Origin of the sequence: Micromonospora sp. NPDC051296 (assembly GCF_040682255.1) — a bacterium.
Taxonomy (GTDB): Bacteria; Actinomycetota; Actinomycetes; order Mycobacteriales; family Micromonosporaceae; genus Micromonospora; species Micromonospora craterilacus.
Genome location: NZ_JBFBAO010000042.1, coordinates 1 through 21,522, shown reverse-complemented (window position 1 = coordinate 21,522; position 21,522 = coordinate 1). Strand labels below are relative to the sequence as shown.

Here is a 21,522-nt window from a genome sequence, read left to right as displayed (position 1 = left end):
ACTGGGGTACAAAGTGCCGTGCGATCGGCCATGGGAGGAGGGGATGGTGCCTCAGCGTTTGTCGCTGGCGGGGCAGATGCTCCTCCTGCAGCTCGGCATCGTGCTGCTGGTGGTCCTCGCGGTCGCGGCCGTCTCGGTCGCGGAGGCCGACGTGGCGTTCCGGCGCAGCGAGGGTGACCGGCTCCGCTCGGTCGGTGAGAACGCGGCGATCAACCGGACGGTCCGGCTGGGGCTCAACAACCCGCTCGGTCACGACGCGCTGGAGACGGTGGCGGAGACGGCGCGAGCGGTCTCCGGCGCCTCCTACGTCGTGGTCACCGACGCTCGCGGCACGATCGTCACCGGCCCGGACGCCGGGCAGCTCACCCCGATGGGGTCGAGCACCGGTCTGACCGGGCGTTCCTGGGTCGGCGTGATCGATCACGGCAGCAAGGAACTGGTCGCCCACGTGCCGGTGCTGGACGAGGAGGACGGTCGGTTCATCGGCATGATCGTCGTCGGCCGCCCCTATCCGACGCTGGTCGACCAGCTCGGTGCGGCGTTGACCAACCTGCTGACGTACCTGGTGGTCGGGGTCGCGCTCGGCGTCGTCGGCTCGCTGCTGCTCGCCCGTCGGGTCAAGTGGCAGACGCTCGGGCTCGAACCACGCGAGATCAGTGGTCTGGTCGAGCATCGCGAGGCGATGCTGCACGGCATCAAGGAGGGAGTGATCGGCACCGACAGCGTGCACCGGGTGACGCTGGTCAACGACGAGGCGATCCGGCTGCTCGGTCTCGATGCCGATTCGGTCGGGCGGTCGCTGCTCGACCAGGGCCTCGAAGGGCGGCTGCTGGATGTGCTGACCGGCGAGGTGACCGGGGTCGACCAGGTGGTGCTCAGTGACGACCGGGTGATCGTGTTGAACCGGCAGCCGGTGCTGCTGCGTGGCCGTCCGGTCGGTTCGGTGACCACGCTGCGCGACCGCACCGAGCTGACCGCGTTGCGCCGGGAGCTGGACGTGAGTCGGCACACCACCGACACGCTGCGCGCCCAGGCGCACGAGTTCGTCAACCGGCTGCACACCATCGCCGGCCTGGTCGAGCTGGGCGAGCACGACGAGGTGGTCCGTTACATCACGCGTACCAGCGAGCTGCACGAGAGCCTCAACCGGGAGGTGACCCGGCTGATCCGCGATCCGGCGCTGGCGGCGCTGCTGATCGCCAAGTCGAGCCTCGCGGCGGAGCAGGGCGTGACGCTGTCGATCACAGGGAACTCGGACCTGCCGGCGGTCGGGGAGCTGCCGGGCGGTGGCGACCGGCTCTCCGCGGACCTGGTGACGATCGTCGGGAACCTTGTCGACAACGCCTTCGACGCGATCGGTCCGGGCGGCCGGGTGGAGGTCTCCGTGGTCGCCGACGCGACCGAGGTCGTGGTGACCGTGCGCGACTCCGGCGCCGGGGTGGCGGCGGCGCTGGCCGAGCGGGTGTTCGAGCAGGGCTACAGCACCAAGCACGGCGAGCAGGGCCACCACGGGCTCGGCCTCGCGATGATTCGGCTGATCTGCGTCCATCGTGGCGGCAGCGTCACGGTGGACGGTGCGACGTTCGTCGCCCGGCTTCCGTCCGCGGTGAAGGCGATCGCATGATCCGGGTGTTCGTCGTCGACGACGATTTCATGGTGGCCCGGGTGCACCGCGGCTTCGTGGACCGGATTCCCGGCTTCTCCACCGTCGGCGTGGCCTACACCGGTGCCGACGCGCTGGCGCAGATCGCGACCCTCCGCCCCGACCTGGTGCTGCTCGACATCTACCTGCCCGACATCACCGGCCTGGAGGTGATGCGCCAGCTGCGGGAGTCGGGCGACGGCCCGGACGTCCTGGTCGTGACCGCGGCCCGGGACGTGCCGACGGTACGCGCGGCGCTGCGTGGCGGTGTCGTCCACTACGTCCTGAAGCCGTTCGGCTTCGACGTGCTCCGCGACCGGCTGGAGCGCTACGCGGCGGCGTACGGACGGCTCGCCGGCACCGACTCGGTCGGGCAGGACGACGTCGACGAGCTTTTCGTGGCGCTGCGCCCGGCCCAGTCGACGCTGCCGAAGGGTCTCACCACGGCGACCGCCGAGATGATCGCGGAGACGCTGCGTGAGCATGCCGGTGACCTTTCGGCCGGTGAGTGCGGGGAGAAGACCGGCCTGTCTCGGGTGAGCGTCCGGCGGTACCTCGAGCACTTCGTCGGCACGGGGAAGGCGGAGGTGCGGCTGCGCTACGGCGCCGCCGGCCGTCCGCAACGCCGCTACCGCTGGATCGCGTGACCAGAAGTTTCACAACGCACTCCGGTTACGCAACGGTGACGGCCGTCGCTGGTGTGGGCAGCATCACCGCTCAGCGTCACCCGACGCAGCATCCCCGAAACCTGTGCTTCACGGCGCTGCAACGCGTCGTGCAAGGAGGACGTCATGACGTATCCGGTCACCCCTGCGGGCCCCCGACCGGTCGGCCACCGGTCCCGCCGGGCGTTCGTGGCCGTCGCCGTGGCCGCGCTGTTGACGACTGCGGCCTGCGCGAAGGACACGGCCGACGGCGCCGGCAACGCCGCCGCCTACCCGACGAGGACTCTGCAGTTGATGGCGCCGGCGGCGCCGGGTGGTGGCTGGGACATCACCGCCCGGTCGATCCAGAAGGCGATCACCGACGACAAGCTGGTGGACCAGTCCGTCGAGGTCTTCAACGTGCCCGGGGCCGCCGGCACGCTCGGCCTCGCTCAGCTCGCGTCGAAGAGCAACGGCGATCCGCACACGCTGATGGTGACCGGGCTGGTCATGGTCGGCGGCGTGGTGACCAACAAGTCGCCGGTCAGTCTCGCCCAGACCACGCCGATCGCGACCGTGACCGCCGAGCAGGAGGTCATCGTCGTCCCCGCGAACTCCAAGTACCAGACCCTCACCCAGCTCATGGACGATGCCAAGGCCAACCCCTCGTCGATCAACTGGGGTGGTGGTTCGGCGGGCGGCACCGACCAGATCCTCGTCGGCCTCCTCGCCCGGGCGGCGGGCGCGGACCCCAAGCAGATGAAGTACGTCGCCTACTCGGGCGGTGGCGAGTCGAAGGCCGCGCTGCTGGCCGGCGACCTGACCGCCGCGGTCTCCGGGCAGAGCGAGTTCCGGGACCTGGTCGCGAGCGGCATGGTGCGGGCGCTGGCGGTCTCCGGCAGCACCGGCATCGACCTCGGCACCGGCACCCCGACCAGGACCATCAAGGAGGAGGGGTACGACGTCGAGCTGATGAACTGGCGCGGCGTGGTCGCCCCGCCCGGGATCGACGACGCGACCAAGCAGGCGATCACCGACCTGATCGACCGGGTGCACGCCTCGGAGTCGTGGAAGTCCATCGTGGCCGAACAGGGCTGGGAGGACTTCTACAAGAGCGGCGACGAGGCGGCCGCGTTCTTCACCAGCGAGACCGAACGCATCACGGCGGTCCTGTCCGAGATCGGACTGGGCTGACCATGGCCGTCACGTTCGGCGAACCGGTGGGCCGGTCCCAGGAGGACCGGCCCACCGGCCGCTTCCCCGCTCACGCCGTCGTCGCGGTCGGGCTGCTGGCCGTCGGGATCGTGCTGTTCTGTCTGGCGATCCAGGCGGCGGACGGCGACTTCGACCCGCAGGGGCCGCACCTGGCGCCGGTCATCGTGACCGGCGCCTGGGTGGCGGTCTGCGCCGTCTACCTGGCGCAGTTCCGCCCCGGGCGGGCCTCGGCGGCCACCGCCACCGCCGCCGAACCGGCGCCCGGCACCGAGGGGTCGGCCCCCGACCCTGACGAACTGGAGACCGGCGAGCCGACTCCGGTTGGTCTGGTGGCACCCGTCCTGGTCGCCATCGGGCTGGTCGGCTTCGCGATCGCCCTGGAGTACGCCGGCTTCGTCCTCTCCGCCGTCGGGTTCTTCGTCTGGACGGCCCGCGTGCTCGGTAGCCGGAACTGGATCCGCGACAGCGTCGTGGCCGTCGTCCTCTCGCTGGCCATCTACCTGTCGTTCACGAGGTTGCTCGACCTCTTCCTGCCCGGCGGTGTGTTGCCGCTATGAACGTCTTCGGTGACCTGCTCTCCGGCTTCGGCACGGTGCTGAGCCCGGAATACCTGCTCTACGCCGCGATCGGCGTCACGCTCGGCACGTTCGTCGGCGTGCTGCCCGGCATCGGGCCCGCGCTGACGATCGCGCTGCTGCTGCCGGTGACCTTCAGCCTCGACGAGCCGATCGGCGCGTTCATCATGTTCGCCGGCATCTACTACGGCGCCATGTACGGCGGATCGACGACCTCGATCCTGCTGAACACACCGGGCGAGTCGGCCTCGGTGGCGACCGCCATCGAGGGACACCAGATGGCGCGTCGCGGCCGGGCCAAGGCCGCGTTGGCGACGGCGGCCATCGGCTCGTTCGTCGCCGGCACCATCTCCACCCTGCTGCTGAGCGTGTTCGCGCTGCCGGTCGCGAAGCTCGCCACCACGTTCCGGGCGGCGGACTACTTCGCGCTGACCCTGCTCGCGATGGTGGCGGTGACCGCGCTGGTCGGGCGGTCGCTCGTCCGGGGGCTGATCTCGCTGGTCCTCGGGCTCTTCCTCGGGCTCGTCGGCATAGACGGTCTGACCGGCCAGGCCCGGTTCACCTTCGGCACGATGGAGTTGCTCGAAGGCATCGACGTCGTGGTGGTGATCGTCGGACTCTTCGCGATCGGCGAGACGCTACACGTGGCGAGCCGGCTGCGGCAGCTTCCCGAGCACGTCGCGCCGCTCTCGCCCGGCGGGTCGGCCGGCTTCGGCTGGATGACCCGGGACGACTGGCGCCGGTCGTGGCGGCCCTGGTTGCGGGGTACGGCGTTCGGGTTCCCGTTCGGCGCGCTGCCGTCCGGCGGTGCCGACGTGCCGACGTTCCTGTCCTACACCTACGAGAAGCACCGGTCGAAGAACAAGGAGCAGTTCGGCAAGGGCGCGATCGAGGGGGTGGCCGGGCCGGAGGCCGCGAACAACGCGGCGTTCTCGGGGGTACTGGTGCCGATGCTGACGCTCGGGATCCCGACGTCGGCGACGGCGGCGGTGATGCTGGCCGCGTTCCAGATCTTCAACCTTCAGCCCGGGCCGCAGCTCTTCGATCGGTCGCCTGAGCTGGTCTGGGCGCTGATCGCGTCGCTCTACGTCGGCAATGTGCTGCTGCTGGCGCTGAACCTGCCGCTGATCAAGGTCTGGGTCAAGGTGCTGCAGATTCCCCGACCGATGCTCTACGCCGGGATCCTGCTCTTCGCCACGCTCGGCGTGTACGCCGCGACGAGCAGCGTGAACCAGGTCTTCATCGCGTACGCCATCGGCGTGCTCGGGTGGGGGATGCGCCACTTCGACTTCCCGATCGCGCCGGTCATCCTCGGCGTGATCCTCGGGCCGATGATGGAGATGCAGTTCCGACGGGCGTTGCTGGTCGGCAACGGGGATCTGACGATCTTCGTGACCCGGCCGCTCACCCTCACCCTGCTGCTGCTCACCGTGTTGGCGCTGGTGGTGCCGTACCTGCCGCGGATCATCGCGCGGCTGCGCGGCCGGCGCACCTCGCCGGACCGCCTGGTCTTCGCCGAAGACGACTGACGGGCCCGGCCGCCCCCTGGTGCTGGGGCGTCCCCGATGCCGTTCCACCGGTTCGGGGGCGCCCCGAGCCCGGTCAGGCGACGCCGGTGGGGCGGAACTGGACGCTGACCCGGGGGCCGACCGGGCGGGCGGTCTTCGGTACGGCGTGCTCCCAGGTGCGCTGGCAGGAGCCGCCCATCACGACCAGGTCGCCGTGGCCGAGCGGGAAGCGCAGGCCGGCGCCACCGCCGCGCGGGCGCAGCAGCAGCTGGCGGGGCGAACCGAAGGAGACGATGGCGACCATCGTGTCGGTGTGTGCGGAGCGGCCCTGGGTGTCGCCGTGCCAGGCCACGCTGTCGCGGCCGTCGCGGTAGAGGCACATGCCGGCGGTCACGAACGGCTCGCCCAGCTCGTCGGCGTAGTGCCGGGTCAGCGTCTCCCGCGCGGCCAGCAGCACCGGGTGCGGCAGCGGCCGGCCGGCACCGTACCAGCAGAGCAGCCGGGGCACGTCGACCTCGGTGTCGTACATGGTGCGCCGCTCGGCCCGCCACGGCACCTCCCGCAGCAGCACGTCGAGCACCTGGTCGGAGCCGTGCACCCAGCCCGGCAGGTGGTCGACCCAGGCGCCCCGGCTCAGCGGGTGCCGGCGCAACGGCCCGGCCAGCGACCCGAGGGTAGGTGGCGCGTCGGTGACGTCGAGCATCGACGGCTGGTACGCGGCCTGCGACATGCGGCCACCCTAGCAGGGCGTTAGTACACCTGTGCGACCTGCTGGCGGTGGAGTGCGTCGAGGACCGCGTCGACGACCCGCCCGCGTCCGCGTCCGTCGACCGCTTCCCGGGCCTGGGCGGACAACTCCGCCCGACGTGCCCCGCTGCCCAGCAGCCCGGCCAGGGTGTGCACGGCGGCGGCGCGGGCGGCCTGCCCGGCCGGCCCGTCGGTGGCCAGCGCCGGCAGCTCGCCGAGCCCGGCGGCCAGCCCGGCCGCGACCACCCGGTGGTACGACTCGCGCTGGTTGTCCACCACGCAGACCAGCGCCGACGGGGCGCCCAGGCAGCACAGCTCCCAGGTCGACGTGCCGGCCGCGCTGACCACCAGGTCCGCCGCGGCGATCAGGGCGGGCAGCGCGCCGGTGGGTGGCACCGGGAGCAGCGACTGCCCCGGTCCGGGCGCCATCCGGGCGAGCCGGGCGGCCACCTCGGGCCGGCCGGCGACGACGGTGAGTTCCATCGGCCGGCCGGTCGACAGCAGCAGCTCGGTGAGCACCGGTGCCGCGCCGGCCGCGTCGGTGCCGCCGAAGAAGGCCAGCACCGAGGGGCGGTCCACCTCCGCCGCCGGGCGGGCGGTGGCCGGTCGGGCGGCCAGCACCGAGTCGCGCAGCATCGCGTAGTCGCTGCCGGCCAGCAGCCGCCCCGCCGGCACCACCAGGTCGGTGCCGAAGTTCTGGTCGAGGTAGAGGTCGGCGTCCTGACCCCGGGTGTCGCCGTCGACGATGGCCAGGGTCACCACGCCGGCGGCGCGCAGCGCGCCCGCCCCGGCGGGATCCAGCTCGTACGAGTCGAGCACCAGCACGTCCAGGTGGTGCCGGCGGGCCGCCTCGACCAGCCCGTCCGGGGTGTCCGGGCCGGGGTGCAGCGGGATGCCCCGGGTGGCGAGCTGCCCGGCCGCCCAGTCGACGCCGTCCACCGTGCCGAACACCTCGACCGTGGCGCCCCGGGCCAGGAACTCCTCGCCGAGGGCGAGACAGCGGACCAGGTGCCCGACGCCGCGCTGTGGCCCGGCGTCGCAGCGCAGGCCGACGCGTACCGTGCTCAGCATTCCTCCAACTGCTTCTGCTGGACGTCGGCGTTGAGCGCGCGGAGCGCCGGCTGCCCGTCGAGCCAGTCGGCGAGCTTGGCCAGCGGCACGCTGACGTCACCGAAGTGCTCCGTGACCGCGCGAATCAACTCCCAGTCCCGTTCGGTGTCCAGGGTGAGCCGCAACGGCGAGCGGTCCGGCGTGAGGGTCACGCCAAGCACCCGGAACAGCTCGGGATGGGCGTACGCGTACGAGGTGACGTGCACCCGGTGGTGGTCGGCGGCGAGGCGGTCCAGGGTGCGCAGCGCGTCGGCCCGGATGATCTCCACGTCCAGCCCGCGGGGCAGGGTACGGGCGATCGACGTGCTGGCGTAATCGAGTCCCGGCACCGCGCGGTACACCGAGGCGACCAACGTGACGATCTCCGGGTCCAGCAGTGGGCAGTCCGCGGTGAACCGCATGACGGCGTCGCCGGGGTGCGCGTCGAGGGCACCGACGAACCGGGTCAGCACGTCGTCGACCGGGCCCCGGTGCCAGGCCACCCCGAGCCGGTCGCACTCGGCCACCACCGGATCGTCGACGGCGTCGGTGCTCGTCGCCACCACCAGGTCGGCGAGCACCCCGCTGTCCTGGGCGGCGCGGACCACCCGGCCGAGGACGCTGCGCCCGGCCAGCGGGCGGAGCACCTTGCCGGGCAGCCGGGACGAGCCCATCCGGGCCTGCACGATGCCGACGATCCGCTCGCTCACTGCTGCTCCTGCTTGTCCGGGCGGTCCTGCTGCCTCTGGGCGATGGCGGCGGTGGCCCGGCGTTTGGCGGCTCGGGCGCCCCGCTTGGCCAGCCGGGCCGGAGTGATCGCCAGCCGGCCGACCTTGTAGCTGAGTGAGCCGCTGAGCAGGTCGACCGCCGCCTCGGCCCGGCGCAACGCGCGCTCGCGCGAGGTGAGCAGATCCTCGGTCCACTTGAGCAGTGCGGTGAGCCGGGTGTTCTCCTCCTGCTGGCGCAGCCACGCCTCGCGCAGCTGTTGGTAGCTGCCCGGTCCGGGCGGCGGGTCGGTCGGCGTGACCGCCCGCAGTTCGGCGTCGAGGCCGACCCGCCCGTCGGCGTCCAGCCCGCGTACCGCGGCGCCGATCGCGGCCTCCGTCTCCACCGCGGCGTCCACGACGGCCCGGTCGAAGTCCCACCCGGCCACCCCGCCGAGCACCACGGTCAGCCCCGCCACGTCCAGGGTGGAGGTCCACGGGTGGGCGTAGCCGCCGGTGAGCAGCTCGGCGGAGAAGCGCCACAGGGTACGGGCCAGCACCACGTCGACCGGCAACGGTGCGTTGGCCCGCCAGGTCGGGTCGAGCACCGCGAAACGGTCGCCGGCGACGACCAGGTTGTCCGCGCCGGCCAACGCCACCGCCCCGGTGAGCCGCCCGTCGTCCGCCTGGTTGGCGAGCCAGTCGGCGTAGCCGCGCAGCAGCCGGCGCAGCAGGGTCGTGTCGCGGCGTAGGCAACCGTCGAGCAGCAGGCTGCGCAGCAGGCGTCCGTCGGGCACCGGCCCGTCCGGTGCGGCCGGGTCGCGGAAGGCGACCTCCCGACTGGCGTACGGCGCCGATGCCGCCTCGGTGCGGTCACCCGGGTCGGGGCGGTGCCAGGACCAGCCCTGCGGCCCGTCGACCACCTCGACCACGGCATTGCCCGGCCCGCCGGCCTGCACCAGCGCCACCGGCAACCCGTCGCGGTCGACGGCAGCGGTGCCGTAGCGCTCGTCGGTCGCCGACGAGTCAACGGTCCGGTGGGCGAGTACCAGCCAGGACGGGGCCAGCTCGGCGGCGCGGCCGGCGTGCAGCGCGTCCACGGCCAGCCGGGCCGGGTCGGCGAGCACGAATCGGCCGCCGAACCCGCTGGTGCAGGCGTCGTGCAGTACCGCGTCGAACAGCCCGGAGCTGGTTCGCCGGGCCAGCTGGTCGGTCGCCAGCAACGCGGTGGTCAGGTCCGGGCGGGGGTACGCGGCGTAGCTGGCCCCGGCCCGCATTCCGGTTGCGGCCAGCCGTACGCGCAGCTGGTCCAGGTTGGCCGGGCGGTGGGCGTCGAGCACCCCGCCGACCGTCCACTCGGCGTCGTCCCGGCCGGCGTACCAGCCGGTGGCGGCGACCAGCCGGTGCACGCCGAGCGGGTTGTCCAGCCGCAGCAGCAGCTGGCCGCCCGGTCGGACGGCCGCCACCAGGCGGGCCAGCGCCGCGTCCCAGCCCAGCCGCGCGCCCTCGACCGACTCGACGGCGTCCAGCCCGCCGGCGGCGATCACCACGTCGTACTCCTCGCCGGGCGGGAGGCCGTGCGGGCCGGCCACCAGTACCCGGTCGACCCGGCCGGCGACCGCCGCCGCGTCGGGGTAGCCGCGCAGCAGGCAGGTGATGCGGGCGTGGGTCAGCGCGTCGAGCAGGGCCGGGTCGTGCGGCCCGGCCAGCAGCACCCGGGCGCCGGCCGGCACCAGCCGCGCGGCCAGGGCCGCGAGCGGGTCGTTGCCGGTTTCGCCGCGCTGGTCGGACCAGCTCAGCATCTCGCCGCCGGGCAGCGCCACCGCCGGCGCCGTCTCGGTTGTCACGTCGTCTCCTCCTGCAGGTGCGCCCAGCCCAGCAGTTCCCGTAGCGCGGCGGGCGGGTAGCGGTGGTCGGTGCCCAGCTCGGCGCGGGCGATCTCCACGGCGGTGGGTAGGTGCACCTGTTCGCCGTGCAGTTCGGGCCACTGTCGACGGATCCGGGCGGTGCCGCCGAAGGTCGGGTCCTCGTTGGCCAGCACCATCGGGTCGCCGTACACGGCGGGTTCGCAGCCGGCGGCGATGCCGTAGAAGATAGCGCTGGTCAGCCGGTTGGAGGCGACCCGGGCGTGCCGGCGCAGCTCGGCGAGCTGACGGTCCAGGAACTCCGGGTCGGTGTCCTTCCACCAGTGGCCGCGGTAGCCGTGGCAGATGACCCGGAAGCCGGCGTTCTCGTAGAGCCGGCGGACCCGGCGCATCCGGTGCTCGTGCCAGTAGAGGCAGACGGTGACCGGCCCGGGTTCGGTGTCCCGGATCCGGGCGATCAGCTCCTTGTGGTCGCCCTTGACGTGCTGGCCCTCCCAGCCGTGGAACGGGTACCAGATGGTGCCCTCCCGCTCGGGCTGCGGTTCGTCGGATTGCATGGCCAGCAGGTAGACGAAGGGTGCCCCGATCACAGTGACGTTGCGCCGCCCGACCGACCAGGCCCGTCGCCGGGTCTGCTCGGACCACAGCAGGCTCGGTGTCCGCTCGGCGTACGGGTGCCCGGGGGCGAGGCCGTCGCCGATGTTCCAGCCGTGCTGGACGTACCCGTTGATCCGGGGCGGGTGCCCGTCACCCAGCCCCGCATAGCGGGCCAGCACGTGGGCGTGGCCGTAGAAGTGGTTCGCGTGGTGCATCCACGTCCCCTCAGGCGGCGGGCCGGACCGGAACTCCGCGCAGCGTCGCGGCCAGCGTCTCGATGACCCGGTCCTGGTCGGCGTCGCTCAGCCCCGGGTACAGCGGCAGCGACAGCTGCTGGGCGTAGAAGGTCTCCGCCACCGGGCAGCTGCCGCGGCGGTAGCCGAGGTCGGCGAAGGCGGGGTGCCAGTGTGCGGGGATGTAGTTTACCTGCACCCCGATGCCGGCGGCGCGCATCCGGTCGTACACCTCGCGGCGCCGGCCGTCGAGGACCCGGATCGGGTACAGGTGCCAGGCCGGTGCGGCCCAGTCCCGCCGGCCCGGGGTCAGCACGCCGGGCAGGTCGGCCAGCGCCTCGTCGTAGCGGGCCACCAGCGCGGCCCGGCGGGCCAGGAAGTCACCGAGGCGGCGCAGCTGGCTGCGACCGAGCGCGCAGAGCACGTCGGGCAGCCGGTAGTTCAGCCCGAACTCGTGCACCTCCTGGTGCCAGCCGCCCTCGTCCGGCCAGCGCTGCTCGTCGCGTTCCCGGACCAGTCCGATGTTGCGGAACCGGCGGGCCCGCTTGAGCAGCTCCGGGTCGGTGGTGGCGACCGCGCCGCCCTCGGCGGTGGTCAGGTTCTTGGTGGGGAAGAACGAGAACGTGGTCAGGTCGGCCAGTGCTCCGACCGGCCGGCCCCGGTAGGTGGCCCCGATCGAGTGGGCGGCGTCGGCGAGCAGCAGCGCGTCGCTGCCGTCGAGCGCGGTGCGCAGCGCGTCGTAGTCGGCCGGGTGGCCGGCGTAGTCCACCGCGGCGACGACCTTCGTCCGCGCGGTGGTCGCCTCCGCCACGGCGGCCGGGTCGAGGGTGAAGGTCTCCTCCTCGACGTCGGCGAAGACGACCCGGGCACCGAGCGCCACGGCGCTGCTGGCGGTGGCCACGAACGTCATCGGCGGCACGATCACCTCGTCGCCGGGGCCGATGCCGGCCGCCGCGTACGCCACGTGCAGCGCCGCGGTGCCGTTGGAGACGGTGGTCACCCCGGCCCCGCCGGCCCATGCGGAGATGTCCGCCTCGAAGGCGGCGACCTCCGGTCCGGTGGTGAGCCAGTCGCTGCGCAGGGCGGCGACCACGGCGGCGACGTCGTCCTCGGTGACCGACTGCCGGCCTTGCGGTAGGAACGAGGTCATGCCGTGATGCCGAGCATCTCGCGCAGCTGCGCCACGGTGAGCCACTCGTCGTTGGTGTCCGACTGGTACGCGAAACCGTCGGCCACCGGCTCGCAGTCCACCGGCGGCTGGTAGCCCCAGGTGGCGATGGTCGGCTGCACGATGAAGCGGTCCTTGGCGATCAGCGTCCGGCGGCTGTCGTCCGGGGCGATCATCTCCTCGTGCAGCTTCTCGCCCGGGCGGATGCCGATCTCGTGCGTGGTGGCGTCCGGGGCGACCGCCTCGACCAGGTCGAGGATGCGCATGCTGGGGATGCGCGGCACGAACAGCTCGCCGCCCTGCATCTGGTCGAACGAGTCGATGACGAACTGCACGGCCTGCTCGAGGGTGATCCAGAAGCGGGTCATCCGCTTGTCCGTGATCGGCAGGCTCTTGCCCTCGGCGGCGAGCCGGCGGAACAGCGGGACCACGGAGCCGCGGCTGCCGACCACGTTGCCGTAGCGCACCACCGCGAACCGGGTCGGGTGCTGCGCGGCGTAGTGGTTGGCCGACACGAACAGCTTGTCGCCGACCAGCTTGGTCGCGCCGTACAGGTTGATCGGGCTGGACGCCTTGTCGGTGGAGAGGGCGACGACCTTCTTCACCCCGGCCTCGATCGCCGCGTCCACCACGTGCTGAGAGCCGGTGATGTTGGTGGCGATGAACTCCGAGGGGTTGTACTCGGCCGTGTCGACCTGCTTGAGGGCCGCGGCGTGCACCACGTGGTCGACCCCGTGCATGGCCCGGGTCAGCCGGTGCCGGTCCCGGATGTCGCCGATGAACCAGCGCAGCCGGGGGTCGTCGCCGAGCTGCTGGCGCAGTTCGTACTGCTTGAGTTCGTCACGCGAGAAGACCACCACGCGGGCCGGATCGACCTCGGCGAGGAGGTGCCGCAGGAAGGTCCGGCCGAAGGAGCCCGTGCCCCCGGTGACAAGGATGGACGATCCGCTCAGCTCGCTCAATGTGGTGCTCCCGTGTTCGTCGATGATCCGGCGGGGCCTCGGCCGGCCGGCCGGGTGGGAACGCTAGACCCGGCGGGTTAACACGCCCACGCCCTGCGGTTAACCGGATCCGCTCGGACGGTGAATGGCGGGCACCCGATCGGCGAACACTTCCTACCCCTCGGCGTGCCTGCCGACCGCCCTTGACCTGGTCAGTAGTGTGTCGACCCGACCGGGCAGGGCGACTCGACGGCCGCCGACCGAATTCGTCCCGGTGCCCGTCTCGGGAGGGACGATGACCGTCGGAGTCCAGGTGGCCCGGGCCGCGGAACCGGCCGGGCCGGCACCGCCGCGCCGGCGCATGGTGCTGCCCCTGCTGCTGGTGCTCGGCTGGCTGCTCGGCGTGGCCTGGCGGCTCTGGCTGGCCCGGCACAGCAGCATGCCGATCGCGCACACCGACGAGGACAGCTACCTCAACACGGCCCGGGCGCTGGCCGGCGGTCCCGGCGGGTTCAGCAGCGAGAACGGGACACTGCGCCGGATCGGCTACCCGTTGCTGATCGCGCCGGCCTTCCTGCTCGACCGGGACTTCATCGACACGTACCTGCTGGTGCGGGTGATCAACGCGGCGCTGAACGCGACCCTGCTGCCGCTGGCGTACCTGCTCGGCCGGCGGCTGCTGAACCTGCCCCGCTGGCCCGCCCTGGTCGCCGCCGCGGTGGCGGCGACGCTGCCCGCGGCGGTCTTCTACGCCGGTGTGGCGATGACCGACGCGGTACTCGCCCCGCTGCTGGTCGGCTGGCTGCTCGCCGTGCACCGGCTGGTCGAGCGGCCGGGTCCGCTCACCGCCGCCGTGGCCGGGGCGCTCGCCGGCGCGGGCCACCTGCTGCACTCGCGCGGCGTGGTGATCGTGGCCAGCTACGCCGTGCTGGTGCTGCTGCTGGTCGGCCGCCGCCGGCTCGGCCCGGCCGGGGTGCTGGCCGCGACGCTGCCGGTGCTGGCCGCCGCACTGGGCAACGAGGCCGGGGTGCGGCTGCTCGGCGACACGGTCCGGCTGCTCGGCGATCCGCCCGGCGAGAGCACCCTGCGGGCAGTGGCCTCCGGCCCGGGTCTGCTGCGGGTGCTGGCGGCGGTCGGCACCCAACTGTGGTACCTGGTGGTCATCACCTTCGGGTTGGCCGGGCTGGCCGGCAGCGCCGCCGTCGCCCGGCTGCGCCGCGCGGGTCGCGACGACCCGGCCCGGTGGACGCTCGGGGTGGCGCTGGCGACCACCGTCGGGGTGGCCGTGGGTGCGGCGGTGGTGCTGGCCGGCATCACGGACAAGCCGGCGGACGCCATCTACGGCCGGTACGTGCAGATGCTCGCCCCGTTCTGGCTGGTGATCGGCGTCGGCGTCCTGCTCGACACGGCGTACCGGCCGCTGGTGCGGCACGCCGCCGTCACGGTGGCCGTGCTCGCCGCCGGCGGGCTGCTGGTCCACGCCCGGCTGGCGTACGCCGAGGCGCGGGGCGAGGCACTGCGCTACGGCGGGTTCAGCGCGCCGGACCTGATGGCGTTGACGGGCGGGTGGCGGCAGATGCGGCCGTTGGTCGGGGCGGCGGTCGGAGTCGTCGCCTGTCTGCTGCTCGTCGTCGCGGCCCGCCGCCGTCGGTTCCGGGCGGTGGCGCTCGCCGCCCTGGTCGTGGTCAACCTCGCCACCATGCAGGTGATCGCGCAGCGGTTGATGGGCCCGATGGCCGCCGCCGGTACGCCCGCGCGGAGCGTCGCCGACCTCGGGATCCGCCCGGGGGAGCGGGTCCGGGCCTCCACCGGAGTGCCGTACGTGATCCGGTTCAACCTCAGCCACCAGGTCACCTGGACTGAGGTGCCGTGGTTCGCCGACCGTCCACCGGCCGTTGCCGACGTGGTCTTCGCCCGATGGGCGCCGGGCGAGCCGGACGACTGGGACGGCGCGCGGTACGGCTTCGTCCGGCTCGGCGGTGACCCGGCGCAGAAGTGGGCCGCCTGGCGGCGCGGTTGACGCAATTCCCGGTGTCCCGGAAAACGGCGGATGCCGATTTTGCGAACGTCGAGTGAACAGCCAATGGACGGCGGGAAAAGCTACCGTCGGCGGCGGTTGGCGCGATCCAGGGAAATGGGGATGACGGTGATTTCCCGGCCGTCATGGATCTCCTGGCGACCATCGCCCTCGACGAAACGGAACCGGCGGTTCATCTGGCGCACGACGGTGTTGTGGGCGAGTACCTCGCCCTCGAGCCGGTTCAGCGTCAACACGTCGAAGGCGTGATCCACGGCCTCCCGCATGACCTCCAGCCAGGCGGGCAGCGTCTCGCCCCGCTCGGCCAGTCCGTCGGCGTCCAGGTAGAAGCCCCAGGACCCGGTACGCGGACCGTCCAGCCGCAGGTCGAAGAAGGTGACCACGCCGGCGGGCACCCCGTCGCGCAGGTAGGTGAGCACCCGGCGGGTGGGGTCGGTGCGGACCGCCGACCACCAGCGCCGGTGCTCGTCGGCGCCGATGACGTGGCTGGTCTTGCTGACCTGCCGGTTGACTTCCTGATTACGCCAGGACAACATCAGGTTAACGTCGTCCTCGGTGGCGTCACGCAGCACGTACCGCTCGCTTTCCGATTCGTTTCCGTGGTCACCGGGCACCCTAATCACGATTCACCTGGCTGTACACTCCGGCCCATGAAGGAATTGAGTCGCGCGCAGATTCGCGACCTCATGGGCGAGGTCCTCAAGAACCAGGGCAAGGTGCTGCCCGACGACGACGCCGCGGATCTGCGGGAGGTCGGGTTCCGGTCGCTGGACTTCTCCGAGCTGGCGCTGCGAGTGGAGGACGAGACGGGGGAGGAGCTGAACTTCGACGCCCCCGGGCTGCGCCGGATCGCCACCGTCGGCGACGTGCTCGACTTCCTCGTCGAGCTCCAGCGGCAGTGAGCGTCGCGACCGCCCACCGGGCCGCCCCGCACCCGGCCGGCGCCGACAACCGCATCGTCGTCGACGGCAGGGTGCTGACCTGGCGGGATCTGCCGGAGCTGACCCTGGCGGGCCCGGCCGCCGTGCTCGCCCACTCCGCCCGGTACGCGCTCGCCGCCGCCCGCCACCACGCTGTGCACGGCACCGAACTGCTGCTCAGCACGGCCAGCCGGGTCGACCCGGCGATGCGGGACGAGCTGCGCGACACCGGGTTCACCGTGCTCGACGCCGGCGCCGACATCGCCGTCGCGGCCGATTCCGCCGACGCCGCGGCCACGGCCCGCCCGCGCCCGGCCGACCCCGGCCGACTCTGGCTGCTGACCTCCGGTTCCACCGGTCGCCCCAAGCGGGTCGGGCACACCCTGGAGTCGCTGACCACGGTCCGCGGCCACCAGCCGAGCCGGACCTGGCTCTGCCCGTACGCCCCGGGCACGTACGCCTGGTGGCAGGTGGTGACGCTGTCGCTGACCCAGCCGGGGCAGCACCTGGTGGTGATCGAGCCGGACCAGCTCGACGACTGGCCGGCGTTGGCCGCCGCGCACGGCGTGGACGCCGCCTCCGGCACGCCGACCTTCTGGCGCCGTGCCCTGCACCGCGATCCGGCCGCGCTGGCCCGGGTGCCGCTGCGCCAGCTCACCCTCGGCGGCGAACCGGTCGACCAGGCGATCCTGGACCGGCTGCGGGAGGTGTTCCCGGCGAGCCGGATCTCCTGGATCTACGCCTCCTCCGAGGTCGGCGCCGCCATCGTGGTGCACGACGGGCGGGCCGGGTTCCCGGTCGAGTGGCTGGACCGGGCCGCGCCCGGCCGCCCCACCCTCGGCGTACGCGACGGGGAACTGGTAATCACCTCGCCCTACCACGGTGCCGGGCTGGACGGCCCGGTCCGTACCGGCGACCGGGTGCAGATCGTCGACGACCGGGTGCTGATCACCGGTCGGCTGGACTCCGACGAGATCAACGTCGGTGGCAGCAAGGTCTCCGCCGGTCTGGTCCGCGACGTGCTCACCGCCCATCCGCAGGTGGCCTGGGCGCGGGTCACCGGCCGGCGTGCGCCGCTGCTCGGCCACATGGTGGTCGCCGAGGTGGTGCCCACCCCGGCCGATCCGTCCCCGGCGGCCGGCCAGGCCGGCCCGCTGACGGCGCTGGACGAGGCAGCGCTGGTGCGCTGGTGTGCCGACCGGCTGCCCGAGTACGCCGTGCCCCGCCGGATCCGCGTGCTGACCGAAATCCCCGTCAAGGAGACCCTGAAAAGCGATGTCTGACCCCGCCACCCACGCTCAGCTCGTCCCGCCGTCCTCCGTGGTGCTCGTCTCCGGTGGGTCCCGCGGCCTGGGCCTCGCCATCGTCACCGACCTGCTCGAATCGGGCGTCAAGGTGGCCGCCTTCGCCCGTACCGTCACCCCGGAGCTGGCCAAGGTCGCCGACGCCCACCCGGACCGGTCGCACGTCGGGTCGGTCGACGTCACCGACCTCGCCGCCGCGCAGGCGTTCGTCCGGGCGGCGGAGGAGCGACTCGGGCCGATCGACGGTGTGGTCAACAACGCCGCCGTCGGGCAGGACTCGCTGCACGTGCACACCGCGACCGCCGACATCGCCCGGATCATCGAGACCAACCTGACCGCGCCGCTGCAGCTCACCCGGCTCACCGTGCGGCGGATGCTGGGTCAGGGGCTGCGCGGCCGGATCGTCAACATCACCTCGATCTGCGCGCAGCGCGGGTTCCCCGGCCTGGTCGCGTACTCCGCCACCAAGGGCGGGATGGACGCCGCCACCCGCTCGCTGGCCCGCGAGCTGGGTGGTCGGGTGCTGGTCAACGCCGTCGCACCCGGCTTCTTCGCCTCGGAGATGTCGGCGGTGCTCGGCCAGACCCAGCTCGACCAGATCGTGCGCCGCACCCCGACCGGTCACCTCACCGAGCCGGAGGAGGTGGTGCCGGTGGTGCGGATGCTGCTACGCGACCAGACGAACATCAACGGCCAGGTCATCGTGGTCGACGGTGCCGCCTCGATCTGAACCGGTCTCCCGATGGTCCCGCGCCGACGACGGCGCGGGACCACCGCCGGTGGCGGCCGTGCTCGCCGCCGCACCGCGACACCTGCGGGTGACGTCGGCGGCCGAGTCGGCCGACGCGGTCACCCGCAGCCATCTGGCCGACGGACGTTGCGTCGGCTGGTACGCCCCGTCGATACCGGGCTGGCGGGTGGCGATCGACGCCGAGGACGCCAGCGGTCCGGTGCCCTCGGCGCTGGCCCGGCGCTTCGGCAGAACCGACTTCTGGGCCCGCTGGACCCGCGCCGAATGTCTGGCCAAGCTCACCGACGTTCCGATTGCCACCTGGTGGCAGCGGCACGGCCTGGAGGTGCCGCCCGGCACCGCCTGGCTGTGGCGCACGCTGACCCTCGCCGACCTGGTCGTCACCGTCGCGTTCACCGCCACCGGCCCGCACCGCCGTTGAACCACCGCCGCCGGGCGGGTGGCTCGGCGGCGGTGGTCAACCTAACGACCTGGGCGGGTGGTTGTCAGATCAGGTCCCAGCTCAGCGGGGTGCCGCGGGGGACGTCGGTGGTGAAGTGGCGGCCCAGCACCCGGTCGATCTCCACCGGGGGCAGCCCGCCGGCCGGCCGGATCGACCGGACGTTCTGCGGAGTCACCTCGTCGCCGGCACGCACGTCCGCCACCACGTAGAGCGAGCGCCGGAACCGTAGCCCCTCCCGCTCGGCCGGGGTCGGGCCGACGGCGGTGCCGCCGAGCGCCGCGTGCGCCCGCTCCGACTCGACCACCAGGGCCGCCAGCTCCGCCGGGTTCAGGGAGAAGTCGGAGTCCACGCCGCCGTCGGCGCGGTCCAGGGTGACGTGCTTCTCGATGAAGCAGGCCCCGAGCGCCACCGAGGCGACCGGTACGCCGATGCCGGGGGTGTGGTCGGAGAGGCCGACCGGCACGCCGAACGCGTCCGCCAGCACCGGAATGCGCCGCAGGTTGCTGTCGGCGGGCGGTGCCGGGTAGGAGGCGGTGCAGGCCAGCAGCACGATCCCGCCGGCACCGCCGTCGCGGGCGGTGCGGACCGCGGCGTCGATCTCGGCCAGCGTGGCCATCCCGGTGGAGATGACCATCGGCTTGCCGGTGGCGGCGACCAGCCGGATCAGCGGCAGATCGACCAGCTCCGACGAGGCGATCTTGTACGCGGGCGCGTCCAGTTCCTCCAGCAGCTCCACCGCCGAGGGGTCGAAGGGGGAGGAGAAGACCGTCAACCCCTGCTCGCGGGCGCGCTCGAAGATCGGCCGGTGCCACTCGTACGGGGTGTGTGCCCGCTCGTAGAGCCGGTAGAGGTTCTGCCCGCCCCACAGCTCGTGCTCCCCGGAGATGCGGAAGGCCGGGGTGTCGACGTCGATGGTGATCGTGTCCGGGCGGTACGTCTGGAGCTTCAGCGCGTGTGCGCCGCTGGCCGCCACCGCGTCCACGATGGCCAGTGCGCGATTCAGGTCACCGTTGTGGTTGCCGGACATCTCGGCTACCACGAAGGGGCGTTCCCCGGTGCCGACCAGGTGCGGCCCGATCTTCAGCGTCGTCATTCCGATCCGTTTCCCTGCGTCCGCACCAGCGTGCGGCTTTCCGTGGTGGGGTCCGGCACCGTGTCGGCACCGTCCGTCGAGGTCGAGGTGGCCGCCGGGTTACGCAGCCGGCCGGCCAGCCGGTGGGCCCGCCGCAGTGCGGCGTACGCCAGGTAGCTGTCCCGGCCGACCAGCCGGTGCTTGAGCCCGGCCACCCCGCCCGGTCGCGGGTAGCCGCCGCCCGGCAGGTACCGACGGTAGTGCCCGGCCACCCGGCGGAAGAAGGACCGCCGCAGGTGCGGGTGCAGCCGATCGTCGTTGCCCACCACCACCAGGAAGTGGTTCACCATCAGGTCGAACAGCTCGGCGTGCCAGCGCCCGTCGGGGTGCCGCTGGCGCAGCCAGGCGAACAGCCGGTCGTACTGCTCGAAGGCGTCGAAGTGGCGGCCGCTGCGGGTCGAGGTGATGGCGCCCTGGCGCCCCTGGCGGTACAGGTAGCACACCTCGTCCAGCACCGAGATCCGCTCGGCGCCGATCAGCAGCGGGTGGCTGAACGGGATGTCCTCGTACCAGCCGGGGTGGAAGCGCAGGCCCAGCTCGGCCATGAACTCGCGGCGTACCACCTTGTTCCAGGCGGTGTGCTGCACCCGCAGCAGCTGCGGTCGGTCGGCCAGCCGCACCACCCCGGGCGTGCCACGCAGCAGCCAGCTGCTGGCGTCCACCTCCTGGCGCCCGCACTCGTGCACCCGCAGGTGGTCGATCATCATCACGTCGGGCCGGTCCGTGCGCAGCCGGTCGAGCACCGCCGGGATCGTCCCGGGCGGCAGCCAGTCGTCGCTGTCGACGAACCACACGTACCGGCCGGTGGCCGCGTCCAGGCCGGCGTTGCGGGCCAACCCGAGGCCGACGTTCTTGCTCAGGTGCAGCACCCGTACGCCCGGGTGGTCGGCGGCGTGCTCGCGCAGCATCTGCCCGCAGCCGTCCGGCGAGGCGTCGTCCACGGCGACCACCTCCACCGCCGCCGCCTCGTCCGCCGGGATGTCGGCGTGGATCGAGTCCAGGCACTGCGGCAGGTACGCCTCGACGCCGTACACCGGCACGACGATGCTGAGCAGCGGCGCGCGCGTCGGCTGATTGACCACCCGAAAACCTTTGACCGTCCGGGTGGACGGGCTCGGAACCTGACGTGGCCGGCGGTGGTGGAGTGTTTGAACAGCAGGGCACCTCTGGGTTAACGAATCCCGCCAGGTGCGTCCCGCCCGATTCGAGGGGGAGTGCCCGAACCGGTAGGGTGCCCGGATGGCCAGCGCTACCGTCGTCGATCGACCGGCACCTGCTACCGGAGGCGGCGACGCGAGCCGGTTGCCGTCGCTGACCGGGCTGCGCTGGATAGCCGCGCTGCTGGTCTTCGGGTTCCACGCCGGCACCATGCGGATCATCGCCGAGCCGGGCCACCAGGCGGTGGTCAGCGAGATCTTCACCCTGGGCCTGTCCGGGGTGCAGTTCTTCTTCATCCTCAGCGGCTTCGTGCTGGTCTGGTCGGCCCGGCCGGGTGACTCCCGGCGGCGGTTCTGGCGGCGCCGGTTCGCCAAGATCTACCCGAATCACCTCGTGCTGTGGGCGCTGGCCATGTTGGCGGCGTTCTGGTTCGCCGACCCGATCAACCCCGTGGCCGCGCTGGAGAATCTGTTCCTGCTCCAGGCCTGGGATCCCCGGCCCGGGTACTTCTACAGCGTCAACAACGTGAGCTGGTCGCTCTCCTGCGAGCTGTTCTTCTACCTGTGCCTGCCCCTGGCGCTGCCGCTGGTGCGGCGCGCCAGGCCGTGGATGCTGTGGGCCGTGGTGGTCGCGGTGCCGCTGCTGATCCTGGCACTCTGGCCGGGGCAGGCGCTGGTGCCGGAGCAGAGCCGGTGGTGGTTCGCCCAGGTGTTCCCGCTGGTCCGGTCGCTGGAGTTCTGGATGGGCGTGGCCGCCGCCGAACTCATGCTGCGCGGCCGGTGGCGCGGCCCGCGGCTGCCGCTGGCCGCCCTGATCTTCGTCGCGACCTGGGTGGTGGCCTCCCAGTGG

At 72.8% G+C, this 21,522-nt stretch carries 21 protein-coding genes; 11 read left to right on the top strand and 10 right to left on the bottom strand.

The window, feature by feature from the left end; all coding sequences use genetic code 11:
• Window positions 1-43 precede the first annotated feature (43 nt).
• The 5 genes from AB0M52_RS07465 to AB0M52_RS07445 all read left to right on the top strand — a co-directional run bounded on the left by AB0M52_RS07465 (window position 44) and on the right by AB0M52_RS07445 (window position 5,605).
• Window positions 44-1,624, top strand: a complete 1,581-nt coding sequence (locus AB0M52_RS07465; RefSeq protein ID WP_363950197.1) for an ATP-binding protein — start codon at window positions 44-46, stop codon at window positions 1,622-1,624.
• Window positions 1,621-2,289, top strand: a complete 669-nt coding sequence (locus AB0M52_RS07460) for a response regulator (RefSeq protein ID WP_363950194.1) — start codon at window positions 1,621-1,623, stop codon at window positions 2,287-2,289. The genes AB0M52_RS07465 and AB0M52_RS07460 overlap by 4 nt, the downstream gene beginning before the upstream one ends.
• Before the next feature lie 144 nt (window positions 2,290-2,433).
• On the top strand, window positions 2,434-3,480 hold the full coding sequence (locus tag AB0M52_RS07455) for a tripartite tricarboxylate transporter substrate binding protein (protein ID WP_363950191.1): 1,047 nt from the start codon (window positions 2,434-2,436) through the stop codon (window positions 3,478-3,480).
• Window positions 3,481-3,482: 2 nt separating this feature from the next.
• Complete coding sequence (locus tag AB0M52_RS07450; RefSeq protein WP_363950189.1) at window positions 3,483-4,058, top strand: tripartite tricarboxylate transporter TctB family protein; 576 nt, start codon at window positions 3,483-3,485, stop codon at window positions 4,056-4,058.
• The gene (locus tag AB0M52_RS07445) at window positions 4,055-5,605 is read left to right on the top strand and encodes a tripartite tricarboxylate transporter permease (protein ID WP_363950186.1); all 1,551 of its coding nucleotides are present in this window, start codon (window positions 4,055-4,057) and stop codon (window positions 5,603-5,605) included. Before AB0M52_RS07450 ends, AB0M52_RS07445 begins: the two co-directional genes overlap by 4 nt.
• A 73-nt stretch (window positions 5,606-5,678) precedes the next feature.
• Here the strand turns inward: AB0M52_RS07445 and AB0M52_RS07440 are convergent, their stop codons facing one another.
• From AB0M52_RS07440 to pseB, 7 genes are read right to left on the bottom strand one after another with little or no spacing between them, the layout of a single operon-like run.
• The gene (locus tag AB0M52_RS07440) at window positions 5,679-6,314 is read right to left on the bottom strand and encodes an alpha-ketoglutarate-dependent dioxygenase AlkB (RefSeq protein ID WP_363950183.1); all 636 of its coding nucleotides are present in this window, start codon (window positions 6,312-6,314) and stop codon (window positions 5,679-5,681) included.
• A 20-nt stretch (window positions 6,315-6,334) separates the two neighbouring features.
• The gene (locus tag AB0M52_RS07435; RefSeq protein WP_363950214.1) at window positions 6,335-7,399 is read right to left on the bottom strand and encodes a spore coat protein; all 1,065 of its coding nucleotides are present in this window, start codon (window positions 7,397-7,399) and stop codon (window positions 6,335-6,337) included.
• On the bottom strand, window positions 7,396-8,130 hold the full coding sequence (locus tag AB0M52_RS07430) for a glycosyltransferase family protein (protein WP_363950180.1): 735 nt from the start codon (window positions 8,128-8,130) through the stop codon (window positions 7,396-7,398). Before AB0M52_RS07430 ends, AB0M52_RS07435 begins: the two co-directional genes overlap by 4 nt.
• Window positions 8,127-9,971, bottom strand: coding sequence for a class I SAM-dependent methyltransferase (locus AB0M52_RS07425; RefSeq protein ID WP_363950178.1), 1,845 nt, complete (start codon window positions 9,969-9,971; stop codon window positions 8,127-8,129). The genes AB0M52_RS07430 and AB0M52_RS07425 overlap by 4 nt, the downstream gene beginning before the upstream one ends.
• Window positions 9,968-10,801: a hypothetical protein gene (locus AB0M52_RS07420; protein ID WP_363950176.1), complete on the bottom strand. Its 834-nt coding sequence runs from the start codon at window positions 10,799-10,801 to the stop codon at window positions 9,968-9,970. The genes AB0M52_RS07425 and AB0M52_RS07420 overlap by 4 nt, the downstream gene beginning before the upstream one ends.
• Window positions 10,802-10,811: 10 nt before the next feature.
• Window positions 10,812-11,969, bottom strand: a complete 1,158-nt coding sequence (locus tag AB0M52_RS07415) for a DegT/DnrJ/EryC1/StrS family aminotransferase (protein ID WP_363950174.1) — start codon at window positions 11,967-11,969, stop codon at window positions 10,812-10,814.
• Window positions 11,966-12,949, bottom strand: coding sequence for a UDP-N-acetylglucosamine 4,6-dehydratase (inverting) (gene pseB, locus AB0M52_RS07410; protein ID WP_363950172.1), 984 nt, complete (start codon window positions 12,947-12,949; stop codon window positions 11,966-11,968). Before pseB ends, AB0M52_RS07415 begins: the two co-directional genes overlap by 4 nt.
• A gap of 274 nt (window positions 12,950-13,223) precedes the next feature.
• On the opposite strand from pseB, the gene AB0M52_RS07405 reads away from it, so the two are divergent.
• Complete coding sequence (locus AB0M52_RS07405) at window positions 13,224-14,948, top strand: glycosyltransferase family 39 protein (protein ID WP_363950170.1); 1,725 nt, start codon at window positions 13,224-13,226, stop codon at window positions 14,946-14,948.
• An 80-nt stretch (window positions 14,949-15,028) separates the two neighbouring features.
• Here AB0M52_RS07405 and AB0M52_RS07400 read toward each other — a convergent pair whose 3' ends face one another.
• On the bottom strand, window positions 15,029-15,580 hold the full coding sequence (locus tag AB0M52_RS07400; protein WP_363950168.1) for a GNAT family N-acetyltransferase: 552 nt from the start codon (window positions 15,578-15,580) through the stop codon (window positions 15,029-15,031).
• Between the two features lie 36 nt (window positions 15,581-15,616).
• Between AB0M52_RS07400 and AB0M52_RS07395 the strand changes: the two genes are divergently transcribed.
• From AB0M52_RS07395 to AB0M52_RS07380, 4 genes are read left to right on the top strand one after another with little or no spacing between them, the layout of a single operon-like run.
• Window positions 15,617-15,868 carry an acyl carrier protein gene (locus AB0M52_RS07395; RefSeq protein ID WP_111212272.1) on the top strand — a complete coding sequence of 84 codons (252 nt, stop codon included), beginning with the start codon at window positions 15,617-15,619 and terminating at the stop codon, window positions 15,866-15,868.
• Complete coding sequence (locus AB0M52_RS07390; protein WP_363950166.1) at window positions 15,865-17,169, top strand: AMP-binding protein; 1,305 nt, start codon at window positions 15,865-15,867, stop codon at window positions 17,167-17,169. Before AB0M52_RS07395 ends, AB0M52_RS07390 begins: the two co-directional genes overlap by 4 nt.
• Window positions 17,162-17,920, top strand: a complete 759-nt coding sequence (locus AB0M52_RS07385; RefSeq protein ID WP_363950164.1) for an SDR family NAD(P)-dependent oxidoreductase — start codon at window positions 17,162-17,164, stop codon at window positions 17,918-17,920. Before AB0M52_RS07390 ends, AB0M52_RS07385 begins: the two co-directional genes overlap by 8 nt.
• Complete coding sequence (locus tag AB0M52_RS07380) at window positions 17,904-18,362, top strand: hypothetical protein (protein ID WP_363950162.1); 459 nt, start codon at window positions 17,904-17,906, stop codon at window positions 18,360-18,362. Before AB0M52_RS07385 ends, AB0M52_RS07380 begins: the two co-directional genes overlap by 17 nt.
• A gap of 64 nt (window positions 18,363-18,426) precedes the next feature.
• On the opposite strand, the gene pseI is transcribed toward AB0M52_RS07380, so the two are convergent.
• Together pseI and AB0M52_RS07370 are read right to left on the bottom strand one after the other, a co-directional pair.
• Window positions 18,427-19,476, bottom strand: a complete 1,050-nt coding sequence (gene pseI / locus AB0M52_RS07375; RefSeq protein WP_363950159.1) for a pseudaminic acid synthase — start codon at window positions 19,474-19,476, stop codon at window positions 18,427-18,429.
• Window positions 19,473-20,597, bottom strand: a complete 1,125-nt coding sequence (locus AB0M52_RS07370; protein ID WP_363950157.1) for a glycosyltransferase — start codon at window positions 20,595-20,597, stop codon at window positions 19,473-19,475. Before AB0M52_RS07370 ends, pseI begins: the two co-directional genes overlap by 4 nt.
• Window positions 20,598-20,754: 157 nt before the next feature.
• Here AB0M52_RS07370 and AB0M52_RS07365 point away from each other — a divergent pair.
• Window positions 20,755-21,522, top strand: a 768-nt coding sequence (locus AB0M52_RS07365) for an acyltransferase (RefSeq protein ID WP_363950155.1), incomplete at its 3' end; no start/stop codon positions are given.